Below are 13141 nucleotides of genomic sequence, written 5' to 3' on the forward strand. Positions count from 1 at the left end.
ATTAAAAGAAAAAGTTTTACTTTCAAAAGAGATTATTGACCTCATAATCGATAGTTTTATTAAGGCTTTGCCTTGTTATATCAAGGAAAAGCTATCGCTTTTCTCCTGCGAAAGTTGAGTTATTAAAAAAACCATCGATTTGAGAATACTTTTTATTTCATAAGCCAGCTGCTGGTGTTATACTGTATCAAGGCTGAGTTTATATGTTGAACTCAAAAATTAAGTGAGTGCTGTGAACTCATGCATCCCTATTGTAATAGCTAAATATTTTATTATATTTAGCTAAAAAACAATGTGGGGGTGTTTTTTTGATATAATTATTGTATAGATTATTTATAGAAGGGTAGAGAAGGATGAATAAGATATTAATTGTAGAGGATGATCCTGAAATCAATAAAATGCTGCAAACTTTGTTGAGAAAAAATAAATACACGGCAGCAGCTGCATTTTCTGGCACAGAGGCTCTTTTGTTATTGGAAAAAGAGTCTTTTGATTTGATTTTATTGGACTTGATGCTGCCCGGATTGAGCGGGGAAGAGATTTTAACGAAAATTAACGAACAATTCCAAATTCCTATTATATGTGTATCTGCAAAAGATGATTTAGACACTAAACTTGGACTGATTCGAGATGGGGCAGATGATTATATAACAAAGCCCTTCAATAATGAGGAATTAATTGTGAGAATAGGCGCAGTATTGAGAAGAGTGAACAAGGATACAAACATAGATAAATCCAATATATTTCAATTCAAAGATATGATTTTGGACAGTGAAAATCATATCGTAACTGTCAAGGGCCAGCCCATTGAACTTACAATGAAAGAATATAGTATATTGCAATTGTTAATTAGTAATCCAAGGAAAGTATTTACCAAACAGAATATATTTGAAAGCGTCTGGTCTGAGGAATGTATTGTGGATGAAAGAGTAGTTACGGTACATGTCAGTAATTTGCGCAATAAATTGAAACATGGAGAAGCATACATAAAAACGGTTTGGGGAATAGGGTATAAAATGCAGGACAATTAATGTATAAACTTTGTACTTTCTTGATAAATTCTAAACCTTATTTTAATACCTTTTATCTATTATTTAAATATAGGTTTAAATAATACTTTAATTATACAAAATAGGAGGAAAAATATATGGGGTTTGTATTACAGACTGATGAACTGACTAAAAAATATGGAAAACAAACAGCTGTAAACAAGGTTAACTTGAATATTGAGAAAGGTGATATCTACGGACTAATAGGAAAAAATGGTGCAGGCAAGACAACGATTATGAAAATTGCCTGTGGATTAATTTACCAGGATGAGGGTGACATCCAGCTGTTTGAAAGCAGCAATTTAGAAAAAAACAGAAAAAGAATGGGATGCGTTATTGAACAGCCGGCACTTTATCCTTACATGACAGCAGGGGAAAACCTGATTTATTATGATAAACTGCTTGGTATTACGGACTATGGAAATGTGGATGAGGTCCTAAGTCTGGTCGGTTTACAAAATACAGGCAAAAAGAAAACTAAAGCCTTTTCCCTTGGCATGAAGCAGCGTTTATCCATTGCGATTTCCCTATTGGGTAATCCTGATTTTCTTATTCTGGACGAGCCTATCAATGGATTGGATCCTTCTGGTATCAAGGAAGTTAGAGAACTGCTGTTAAAACTCAATAGTGAAAATGAAATTACCATATTGATTTCCTCTCACATTTTAGGAGAGCTTGCCAGGATCGCAACAAAATATGGAATTATAGATAAAGGAGTACTTGTGGATGAGTTTCAAGCAGTGGAATTGAAAGAGCGCTGTAAAAAATGTCTTGCCATTTCGGTAAATGATTCTGAAAAAGCAGCCTACATTTTAAAAAACAACATGGAAAGTGAAGATTTCAAAGTATTTGATGAAGGGAAAATCTGCATTTATGACTGCCTGGATACACCTGAACAGATCAATAAGGAATTGGTTGAGAATGGTGTTTTAGTATCAAAAATTTGCCTGGAAGGAAATGATACAGAGGCGTATTTCCTGAAGATGATGGGAGGCAGTCAATAATGATGAATGTTGTTTCCAGTGAATTCTATAAAATATTTAAAAGCAGGATTTTTTATGCCATATCAATTATATTGCTGGCAATGAATGGTATTTCCTTTGCAGCTTCTGTTTCTCTCAAGGTAAAAGGGAAGATGTCAGGAACGGGATTTTCCAATTATCAAGGCTCTTATGGTGCAGATTTTATCTTCTACATCATCCCTATTTTTATAGCCTGCCTAATTACTGCTGAATATTCAAATGGCAGTATACGGCAAATGGCCTGTCATGGAATAGCCAGATGGAAATTGGTTCTTGGACAGTATATAGCCATGTCTTTTGTTATTACGATAATTCTATTGGGGTTTGGAATTTTAAATTTATTATCATGTACAATATTATCTGAATTAGGAGAGGTTGATACAGCTGCATTTATTCGGATGAATATTGGGGTGATTTGCATGTTCTGGGGTATCGCAGGAATTGGCACTTTCTTATCTTATCTATTAAAAAACGAAGGTATTGCAATTATAGTTTCTATTTTACTAGTTACAGGCAGCAATTTTGTAGCGAATTTGCTTGCTTTATTAACTAGGAATGATGTTTTTACAAGATATTCTCTTACAAATATGCGTAAGACTATAATTGATTTCACTTCAAAACCAGAGGATGTTATGAAGTATTCAATTGTATTTTTCTTAATTGGAATAATTACAATTCTGGGATCCAGTTTGTTGTTCTCAAAAAGAGATGTAGATTGACTGATGGTGATGAAATAGCATAATTTCTGGATCTGTTATAGATATAGGGTAATTCATATAAAGGAGTCAATATGGAATATATCTGGGTAATCACAACTTTTTTATTGATATTTATGTTTATCATAATTGTTTTTTATCATCTGTATTATCGCATGAATATCAAGCATATTACGAGACAATTAAAGGAAATTATAAATATAGATACCAATCAGTTACTGACAGTAACAGTAAAACAAAGGGATATTACAGAGGTGGTTAATCAGCTCAATAATTTAATTCGGGATGTAAGACTGTCCCGCATAGGAATTAAAAGGCTGAACAGGGATTTCAGACGAAGTATAATTAATATTTCACACGACTTGCGTACACCGCTGACAACTGCCAGCGGGTACGTTCAAATGCTCCAGGCAGGTGCTGCAGATGAAGAACAGCAAGAGTACCTGGCAATAGTATTGGAACGGCAGAATATGGTCAAGACACTGCTGGAACAATTATTTGAATATGTACGTATTGAATCAGGTGAGATTACTTATGAACATGTGCCTATGGACGCAAAGAAAGTTTTGATGGATACACTTGTCATGTATTATGATGATTTTTACAGGAAGGGGGAGGAACCAGCTGTTCACTTTCCGGAAAAGCCCTGTATAATACGAGGGGATGAACAGGGCGTGAAAAGAATATTTTCAAATATTTTATTTAATGCAATTGTACATGGCAAGGGAGAATATTGTTTTGAAATTCAGGAATCCAAGGAATCAGCTAGTTACATGTTTACTTTTTCCAATCTTAGTGAACCCATGAGCAGAGATGATTTAGATTGTATTTTTGAACGTTTTTACACAAAGGATAAATCTAGAAATAAAAAAACTACAGGACTAGGGCTGACAATAGCCAGGGAAATTACCAGACAGTTGAATGGAACAATAGAAGCTTTTTATAATAATGGCAAATTCTCAATATCTGCTTTATTTCCTAAAGTTTAATCACATGGTTCTTAGGACTCAGATGGAATTTGCTCATAAGAAATGCTTTTTTCCATCTGAATCTTGAAAAAACTTATCCGATGGCTATCAGTTTTACAACATGACAGGTCAAAAACTGTTATGCCACTAAATTAGCTCTGCTAATCATTACTGCAGGAAGGTATTTTGAGGCTGTGACTCCAGTTCAGGATTCTACTAAAGCGTATGATAATGCCGCTTTACAATGAAGCTTGAGAGTGTCAATCAATGGAAGTTTCATATCTTTCTGATTTAGCAGCAATGGTAATTCGGTACAGCCTAAAATCACACCATCCACATCATAGCTGGACAAGATTTTCCTGAAATTTTCTCTGGCATTTTCCGTTACCCTATTTAAAACAAGTTCACTGAAAATTATTGAGTTTATTTCATCCTGATGTTTTTCTGATGGGGTCAATACCTCTATGCCGCAGGATTCAAATCCTTTCTGATAAAAAGAGCTTTGCATGGTGTACTTTATCCCTGTCAATAATACTTTTTTCAATTTAAGTCTGCTGCATTCTTCAGCAGCTGTATCCACAATACTCAGCACAGGCAGATCTATTTGCTGCTTTATACTGTGAAATACTGAGTGTGGGGAGTTTGCAGCCATTATGACGAAATCGGCACCAGATCTTTGTAAACTATTTATACCGTTTATTATATAATTTATATATTCAGAAGTTTTATGCCTATTTTCTAAATCTGTAAAATACTGAAAATTTAAACTGCTGATTATTATTTCGGGATAATAGTAATCCGAAAATTTTTTATAGTACATATCAAGTATGGTTTTATAATATTGAATTGTGGAGGCGGAACTGATTCCACCCAGAATTCCTATTTTTTTCATGATTTTTTTTATACTCCTTTGTTTTTTAGATAAAAGGATCTGTTGTCTACGGCTCTCATTGTTGCCAGTATTCCATCCAGGTGATCATATTCATGCTGTATCAATTCTGATAAATCTCCTTGAAATTTTATTGTTTTATCCATGAAATTTATATCTTTGTACATCACGATACATTTTTTATATCGTTTGACTTTTACCAGCAGGTTTGGAAAGGACATACAATCATCCATAACTTCCATCATCTCATTATTGTCAAATTTAAGTATGGGATTGATAAAAACCATGGGTTTGTCGATATACATGTATATCAATCTTTTAAATATTCCAATCTGCGGCGCTGCAACTGCCCTTCCTGCGTTATATTTTTTGCGGAAATCAATTAAGGTATCGTGCAAATCCGAAACAGTTTTCTCTATTGCATCCATTTCTCCCTTCTCAACAGGAAGGCTTTTCTTATATAGATCTTCATTTCCAAGTAACAGTATTTCTTTTATCATAAAACGATCTCCTTTACATGTGATATATATTTGATACAATATTACTATATAATTGTTACTATAAAAAGGTATAATTTTTATAAAAATTATGGGGATGATTTTATGGGAATACCAGTATTTATTGAAAAGAAAAGTGAAAAACCGCTGTATATTCAGATATATGGATGCTACAAAAAAGCTATACTGGAAGGTATACTTAAAAAAGATGATAGATTGGAATCTATAATACAGCTTAAGGACAGGCTTTGTATCAGCAGAAACACAGTTCAGGCGGCGTATAACCAGCTGTTGTGTGAAGGTTATGTTTATAGCAGAAAAGGCAGTGGTTATTATGTAGAAGCTATAGATAAGCAGATAAAAACCGTCAAGAGAGAAAATATACCCTTAAAGCTTAAACCGCTGAGAAGTATTCATATAGATGAGAGGCCATATCCTTATAATTTTAAACCCGGTTCAGTGGAGCACAGCAGTTTTCCATTTGCGAGCTGGAGAAAAATTGAGCAGGGTATTATGAAAAAAGAAAATATAGGCATATTGACCTATTCGGATCCCAGAGGTGAATTTGAATTAAGAAATCAGATTGCAGATTATGTCAAAAGTTCAAGAGGGGTGGCTTGTTCTTCTGAACAGATAATTGTAGGTGCAGGGACACAGACTTTGATGGCTGTATTATGCGACCTGCTTAGTGAGCATTATAATAGGAGTATTGCTTTTGAAGAACCGGGTTTTTCTCCTGTGAGAAAGGTTTTTGAATGGTATGGATATAATATAGAGCCTGTTGAATTAACGCAGTCCGGAATGGACATAAAAAAACTTGAAAGCCTGGAAACAGTCCCCGGGTTGATATATGTAACACCGTCCAATCAGCATCCCATGGGTATGATCATGCCTGTCTCAAACCGTATAAGACTTCTCAATTTTATTGACAGATGCGGTGGATATGTTATTGAGGATGATTATGACAGCGAATTTAGATATAATGTAAATCCAATACCTTCACTTCAAAGCCTGGATAATGAAAATAGAGTGATCTATCTTGGAACTTTTTCAAAAACTCTTTTTCCCGGAATGCATGTTGGATATATGATTTTACCTGAAAGCATAATGAATCTTTTTATTGAAAAAGGAAGCTTTATAAATCAAACTGCATCCAAAATTCATCAGCTGACAATTGCAGAATTTATGAGAGGAGGATTATTTGAAGCCCATCTCAGGAAAATGCGAAATATATATGCCAGAAAACAGCAGTTTCTTATAGAACGTATAAGAAATGAATTTGGACAAAATGCCGCCGTCTATGGTGAGAAAGCAGGACTCAACATTGTACTTCAGGTAAAAAACAAGCTGGATGAGAGGGAATTGATAAATAGAGCCCTGGGAAAAGGGGTTAAAGTCTATCCTGTATCGTTTTATTATTTTGATAAAAATAATTATAAAAAACATAATATGGTGTTGATGGGATATGGACACCTGAGTTTTGAGGAGATGGAAAATGGAATAAAATCTTTAAAAAAAGCCTGGTTTTGAATTGAAGATTTTTACAAGAGAGAATGCTTGAAAATAGGCGAGTGGACATAAATTCACTCACCTATCCAATACACATGATTAAGTGGCACCAAATCCTTTCCCATAGACTTCGTAGGAGTTTTGTATTAAAACCAGGGCATTTATATCAACTTCTCTCACTATTTTCTTGAGTTTAATCAGTTCCGTATTTGCCACAAGGCACATCAGTATATGGCGTTTGTCATCTGTATATCCGCCTCTTGCTTCAATTTTAGTAGTCTTTCCATGCAGCCTGGTCAAAATTAAATCGTTGATCTCCTCGATTTTATCTGAAATTATAAATACGGATTTGGAATCAGTAAATCCCCTGATATATATATCCACCACTTTTCCAATCAAATATACTGTAACTACGCCATATAATGCTTTTTCTATACCGAAAACAAAGCAGGTAAGCATCACTATGGACAGATCTAAGCCCATCATTATTTTGCCTACAGGGCCATGGGTGTATTTGGATATAATTTTGGCTATGGTATCTGTGCCGCCTACGGAAGACTGCCTGCTTAAGAGCATGCCTACTGCAATACCTGTAAGTACACCGCCAAGCAGGGAAGATAAGAGTATATCTTCTGTAAATGGTGCAATATTGCTGGTTAGTTCTACAAATATTGGGACAAGAAAAGCACCCAGCACTGTATTCAGTACAAATTTTTTTCCTAGTGTCAGCAACCCCAGAATGAAAATAGGTATATTGAAGATACCCATTATAATTGATTTCTTTATATGAGTTACGGATTCAAGTACAATAGCCAGTCCAGAAACTCCACCCGGCACGATTTTATGCGGCGCAAGAAAAACGTTTAGAGCAAATGAAAATAAAAATAATCCAAATAAAATCACAATAAAATTGCATATGCTTTTTTTCATCCCAATTACCCCCATCTTAAAATATAGGCATTATAAAAGCCCTCCGTCCCCTTGAGGATGAAAGACTATGTTCATATGGCAGATTTTCTGTAATGATAAATTAATGCCGCCAATTAAATAAATCCGTAATTATCATTTACAATACTCATTATAATGACTTATAGTGCATATATCAAGAAAATATTTACTAAATCGTATAATATTTTCATATATGTGTTTTGTACATGTATTTTGGCCGGATACAGCTTTATATGGTATAATCTGCTTAGAATATATAACAAGTACAGGGGTGAACACATTGATTGACAGTGCATTGGAAGTTTTGCACAAATACTATGGATATGACGACTTCAGAGGAGATCAGAATAAGGTGATTGAGAGCATACTGGATGGAAAAGATACCATGGCCATAATGCCTACGGGAGGTGGTAAGTCCATATGCTACCAGATACCTGCACTTCTTTTTAAAGGTATAACTATTGTGATATCTCCACTTATTTCTCTCATGAAGGATCAGGTGGACAGCATGAAGGATTTGGGGATAGGAGCTGCTTATATAAACAGCTCAATTACCCAAAGTGAAATTTTGAATATATGTTCTGCCTTGAAAAAGGGCGATGTAAAAATACTGTATGTGGCGCCTGAGAGGCTGGAATCCGGTGAGTTCTGCCATTTTATTAAAGGCATGGATATTTCCCAGGTGGCAGTGGATGAAGCACACTGTGTTTCTCAGTGGGGTCATGATTTTAGAGTGAGTTATACATACATAGATCAATTTATAGAGAATCTTTCCATAAGGCCTGTGGTTACAGCTTTTACAGCCACTGCCACAGAAGAAGTGCGTAAAGATATCGTGAGTCAGATAAAATTAAAGAATCCTGCTGTTTTTATATCCGGTTTTGACAGGGCAAATTTAAAGATAAGCTGTCTTAAAGGCGGAAACAGGTTTCGACATATGCTGGATTATATAAGGACGAATGGACAGCAATCAGGTATAGTGTATGCTGCTACAAGGAGAGAAGTAGACAGCATATATGAAAAACTCAGGGCAAATGATATATCTGCAGGCAGGTATCATGGAGGAATGTCCAATGAAGACAGGAAAAAAAATCAAGAGGATTTCGTGTATGACAGAATAAGTGTAATAGTTGCCACCAATGCCTTTGGAATGGGTATTGATAAATCAAATGTAAGATTTGTGATTCACTATAATATACCCAAGAATATAGAAAGCTATTATCAGGAAATAGGGAGAGCGGGTCGTGACGGTGAAAAGAGTGAATGTATACTTATGTTTGCCCCTCAGGATGTAATCACACAGAAATATTTAATAGAAACCAGTATACAGTCTCCGGAGAGAAGATTGAATGAATATAAAAAACTCCAGTGCATGGTGGATTTTGTCCATTATAATGGATGCTTGAGAAAATATATATTGAATTACTTTGGAGAACAGGTGGATTATGAGGAGTGTGGAAATTGCAGCAACTGTATAACAAAAGGGGAATATGTGGATAAAACCGTGGACTGCCAGAAGGTGCTCTCCTGTATTTACAGGATGAAAAGGGAATTTGGTGTAAATATGATAGTGGATGTGCTCAGAGGCTCTTTGCAAAAAAAGGTACTTCAATATGGATTTGATAAAATTTCCACTTATGGAATAATGAAAAATTATTCAAAAAATGAACTTTCCAGCTTTATAAATACACTTATAGCTCAGGGATATATTTCATTGAGAGAAGGTGAATATCCCATGGTAGTACTGAACTCCCATTCTGTAAAAATATTAAAAGGAGAAGAAAAGGTAATATTGAAGGAACCTGCCAGAGCGGAAAAGATAATTGAAAACAGTGATTTGTTTGAGATATTGAGAAACCTGAGACGGGAGATAGCAGGCAGGGAATCCATTCCACCATATCTGGTGTTTGCGGATGCCACTTTAAGGGAAATAAGCAGCAGATATCCTGTAACTTCTCAGCAGATGCTTGACATATCCGGGGTAGGTGAATTGAAGCTTGAAAAATATGGAGATGTGTTTTTAAATGTTATAAGGGAGTATGTAGAAAAAAACAAGATACATCCCGACTGGTATTTCAGGAAAAATTTTTCGGAAGAAAGCGGCAGAAAAAATAATAAATTGAGAACTTTTGAGATAACCGTAAGCATGCTGAAGAATAATATGAGTATAGAGGAAGTTTCAAAAAAAAGAGAACTCACTGTATCCACTGTGCTTTCTCATATTACAAAATATCTGGAACAGGGAGAAAAATCAAATCTGAAGATAAAGTTTGATGATTTATTTACAAAAGATGAGGAAAATGTGATTTTAAAGGTTATAAAAAAATTGGGAATATCCAGGCTGAAGCCCATTAAGGAGTCTCTCCCGGACAGTATAAGCTATGACATGATAAAAGCAGTCATACTTAAAGATTTTATTTTGGAAAATTATAACTAAAGTTTTGAATTCTAAAATTATAAAAATGGGGTGGTAATATGAAATTTGTAACTTATGTGCATGAAATAAAAGAGAGCATAGGAATTCTGGAGAATAACAATGTTTTTGATATCAAGGATCTGCTGAAAAAAATGGGGGAGAAAGATATACCTGGAACCATGCAGAAATTTATAGAGTATCTGGATGAGGATAAATCACACAAAATGGAGCTCTTTTTAAATAACAGAGTCGTTGAACCTGTTTCACTGGATTCAGTTAAATTAAAAGCACCAATACCTTATCCCAGGAGAAATGTATTCTGTCTTGGTAAAAATTATGAGGAGCATGCCAGGGAGATAAAGATGACTCAAATATCGGGAAACGGTATTCCGGAGGTACCTATATATTTTACAAAAGTTGCCTCGCCGGCTGTGGGAACCGGGGATTATATCAAATTTTCCACGGAAGTTACAAAACAGGTGGACTATGAAGCTGAGCTGGGAGTAATAATGGGAAAAGACGGTGCAGATATAAAGCTGGAGGACGCTGAAAAATATATATTTGGATATACCATAATAAATGATGTGTCTGCCAGAGATCTTCAAGGAAAACATGTTCAGTGGTTCAAGGGGAAAAGCCTGGATACTTTTTGTCCCATGGGTCCCTGCATAGTATATAAAGATGAGATACCCTTTCCGGTTGAGCTGGATATCAAATGTATGGTAAACGGAGAAGTAAGACAGAATTCCAATACCAAAAATCTAATTTTTGATATACCACATATAATAAGTGATCTATCCAGAGGACTTACTTTAAAAGCAGGCGATATTATATCCACGGGTACGCCAAGCGGTGTGGGCATGGGATTTGAGCCTGTCAAGGTATTGAAAAACGGAGATGTAGTGGAATGCCGCATCGAGAAGGTAGGAAGCCTGGTAAATCATGTGGTGGAAACTCTATAGGATTTGAATATATAGATACTGCGGGGTAAGGCAATTCTTGGTTCAGATAAATTAGTCCATAAGGAGATACTTTTTCATCTGAACCTTGTAAGATTGAGCTATATAAATAGTAAATTTGTAGAAGTAAATAATTGAAAATACAAATTGCTAATATTCAGGTGATGATGAGATGAAAGTAATAGTAAATTGCATATCGTTTAGTAGAATAATTTTATCTGTGATTCTAGTTTTTGTTAATTCTTTAAGTATAGCCTTTTATGCAATATATATTATTTGTGGATTCAGTGATATTATTGATGGGTTTATTGCCAGAAAGACAAAGACGACAAGCAGATTTGGAGCAAAGCTTGATTCCATAGCTGATATGGTAATGGATTTTGTATTACTATTTATATTTTATCCAATCATAAATCCAGCAATTGAAATAGTCATTTGGATTATTTCAATTGCTGCTATTAGATTGATATCTATGGTTGTGGCCTTGAAAAAATATAAAACTTTTGCAAGCATTCATACTTATGGAAATAAAATCACCGGGATATTTTTATTCGTATTTCCAATACTGTTTCTTTATATTGACACAAATATGTTAATTTATATAATTTGTGCTGTGGCAAGTATATCAGCAATTGAGGAATTAATTATTCAGCTGACATCAAGTGAACTTCAAATAAACAGAAAAAGTATATTCACAAAATAGAGAAAATTGTTCATATATAAATTTTTAAGAAGGTAGGGTCATAGCATGGATAATAATTATGAAGAAGTATATCTAAAATTAGCAAAAGACTTTTTAAAAGAAAAAGCAACAGCAGAAGAAATTGATAAATTGTATAAACTTATGCAGGAGTTAGAAATTAAACAAAATAAGAGCAGTCAAATAGAGAATGTTTTAGTTAACATATATTCACTATTACAATATTATGAAAAAGCTTATAAGTGTTATGTTAAAATAGCAGAAAAAAATAATAAGAAGGATAGAAAGAAATTATTTAAATTAAGACAAAAATATGAGTGGTATGGAGATCGTTTGGCGATAAAAAGAAAAAATGAAGTAACAAAATCTTTTATGGGTAAGATTCCTAAATTTAAGTATTGTCCAGATACAATAAACACCAATATATTAACAGTTGGGGCTCAGAAATATGTGGCTGCTGCGGTGAAACTGTTGATGTTTATTATGAAGGCCCTTTTTATAGTATTGAAGATGTTGAGTGTTTGTGTCCAGAATGTATTGCTAATGGTACAGCTGCTAAAAAATTTGATGGGGAATTTCAACAAAATATATTTAATGATGAAAATGTAATAAATGAAGAATATCGCGATGAAATTTTATATCGAACACCTAGTTACATAAGTTGGCAAGGAAGCAACTGGCCTGCACATTGTGATGATTATTGTGAATTTTTAGGTGATGTAGAATGGGACAAGCTTGAAGAACTGGGAATACCAAATAACTTTGAAAATTTTACCGGATATGATACTAAAGAATTAAAGGAATATTTATCTCCCAATGGTTCTTTGTGCGGTTATTTATTTAGATGCTTAAAATGTGGGAAATACTGTTTATGTGCAGATTGTGATTAATTAAAATATTAGAAGAGATAATTAATGTTGAGAGCAAATGGTGATGAAGTGGAAAAATATTCAGAGAATACAGAAGAATATTTATAAATTATTAATTTAGGGTCTAGTATTATAAATAGCAATTTGAAAAGGAGAATAAATATGGATAGTGTATATGTAAGTTGCCCCGAATTTGAAAATAAACAATTCAATTTAAGATTTATTTCTATAGATGATTGTGATGACTTGTTAAAAGTATATTCTGATAAAAAAGCAGTTCCTTTATTTAATAGCGATAATTGTGGCGGAGATGATTTTTACTATGATACCAGTGAAAAAATGAAGCAGGTTCTTGATTATTGGAAGTTCGAGTATAACCGAAAAGGTTTTGTAAGATGGTCTATTATAGATAAAAAAGATAATACTGTAATTGGAACAATAGAATTATTTCATAGAGAGTCTAAAGATTATTTTACTCAACTTTCGCACATTAAAATAAAGGCGGAAGCCTGAATTTTTAAGATATAAAGCAAAGAAACATTCCTTTTGGTATAATAGAATTGTCAAAAACACCATACCAAGGAAAGGAATGTTTCTTA

The 13141-nt window shown here is 34.0% G+C and carries 13 protein-coding genes; 10 read left to right on the plus strand and 3 right to left on the minus strand.

The genetic code is table 11. The features are described from left to right. The first annotated feature begins 353 nt into the window (after positions 1 to 353). The 4 genes from CLLU_RS16170 (at position 354) to CLLU_RS16185 (ending at position 3776) form a co-directional block, all read left to right on the plus strand. The gene (locus CLLU_RS16170; protein WP_106010810.1) at positions 354 to 1031 is read left to right on the plus strand and encodes a response regulator transcription factor; all 678 of its coding nucleotides are present in this window, start codon (positions 354 to 356) and stop codon (positions 1029 to 1031) included. Between the two features lie 116 nt (positions 1032 to 1147). Next, positions 1148 to 2053, plus strand: coding sequence for an ABC transporter ATP-binding protein (locus tag CLLU_RS16175; protein ID WP_106010811.1), 906 nt, complete (start codon positions 1148 to 1150; stop codon positions 2051 to 2053). Further along, positions 2053 to 2790: an ABC transporter permease gene (locus CLLU_RS16180; protein ID WP_106010812.1), complete on the plus strand. Its 738-nt coding sequence runs from the start codon at positions 2053 to 2055 to the stop codon at positions 2788 to 2790. Before CLLU_RS16175 ends, CLLU_RS16180 begins: the two co-directional genes overlap by 1 nt. Before the next feature lie 71 nt (positions 2791 to 2861). Continuing rightward, complete coding sequence (locus CLLU_RS16185) at positions 2862 to 3776, plus strand: sensor histidine kinase (protein WP_106010813.1); 915 nt, start codon at positions 2862 to 2864, stop codon at positions 3774 to 3776. Between the two features lie 184 nt (positions 3777 to 3960). Here the strand turns inward: CLLU_RS16185 and CLLU_RS16190 are convergent, their stop codons facing one another. Both CLLU_RS16190 and CLLU_RS16195 read right to left on the minus strand, forming a co-directional pair. After that, entirely contained in the window at positions 3961 to 4647 is a 687-nt protein-coding gene (locus CLLU_RS16190; protein ID WP_242977707.1) for an aspartate/glutamate racemase family protein, read from the minus strand. Positions 4648 to 4655: 8 nt separating this feature from the next. Then, positions 4656 to 5144 carry a peptide deformylase gene (locus CLLU_RS16195; RefSeq protein ID WP_106010815.1) on the minus strand — a complete coding sequence of 163 codons (489 nt, stop codon included), beginning with the start codon at positions 5142 to 5144 and terminating at the stop codon, positions 4656 to 4658. A gap of 102 nt (positions 5145 to 5246) precedes the next feature. Here CLLU_RS16195 and pdxR point away from each other — a divergent pair, with 102 nt between their 5' ends. Beyond that, complete coding sequence (gene pdxR / locus CLLU_RS16200; RefSeq protein ID WP_106010816.1) at positions 5247 to 6671, plus strand: MocR-like pyridoxine biosynthesis transcription factor PdxR; 1425 nt, start codon at positions 5247 to 5249, stop codon at positions 6669 to 6671. A gap of 78 nt (positions 6672 to 6749) precedes the next feature. Here the strand turns inward: pdxR and CLLU_RS16205 are convergent, their stop codons facing one another. Further along, the gene (locus tag CLLU_RS16205) at positions 6750 to 7580 is read right to left on the minus strand and encodes a YitT family protein (protein WP_158255938.1); all 831 of its coding nucleotides are present in this window, start codon (positions 7578 to 7580) and stop codon (positions 6750 to 6752) included. Between the two features lie 301 nt (positions 7581 to 7881). Here CLLU_RS16205 and recQ point away from each other — a divergent pair, with 301 nt between their 5' ends. From recQ to CLLU_RS16230, 5 genes are all read left to right on the plus strand, one after another. After that, complete coding sequence (gene recQ / locus CLLU_RS16210; protein ID WP_106010821.1) at positions 7882 to 10035, plus strand: DNA helicase RecQ; 2154 nt, start codon at positions 7882 to 7884, stop codon at positions 10033 to 10035. Between the two features lie 38 nt (positions 10036 to 10073). Next, positions 10074 to 10976 carry a fumarylacetoacetate hydrolase family protein gene (locus tag CLLU_RS16215; protein WP_106010818.1) on the plus strand — a complete coding sequence of 301 codons (903 nt, stop codon included), beginning with the start codon at positions 10074 to 10076 and terminating at the stop codon, positions 10974 to 10976. A gap of 169 nt (positions 10977 to 11145) precedes the next feature. After that, complete coding sequence (locus CLLU_RS16220) at positions 11146 to 11676, plus strand: CDP-alcohol phosphatidyltransferase family protein (RefSeq protein ID WP_106010819.1); 531 nt, start codon at positions 11146 to 11148, stop codon at positions 11674 to 11676. 395 nt (positions 11677 to 12071) lie between these two features. Beyond that, positions 12072 to 12563 (plus strand): CbrC family protein, encoded by a 492-nt coding sequence (locus tag CLLU_RS19215; RefSeq protein WP_242977709.1) that lies wholly within the window; start codon positions 12072 to 12074, stop codon positions 12561 to 12563. A gap of 141 nt (positions 12564 to 12704) precedes the next feature. Beyond that, positions 12705 to 13055 (plus strand): GNAT family N-acetyltransferase, encoded by a 351-nt coding sequence (locus CLLU_RS16230; RefSeq protein ID WP_106010820.1) that lies wholly within the window; start codon positions 12705 to 12707, stop codon positions 13053 to 13055. Positions 13056 to 13141 lie beyond the last annotated feature (86 nt).

The organism is Clostridium luticellarii (genome assembly GCF_002995845.1).
GTDB lineage: Bacteria > Bacillota > Clostridia > Clostridiales > Clostridiaceae > Clostridium_B > Clostridium_B luticellarii.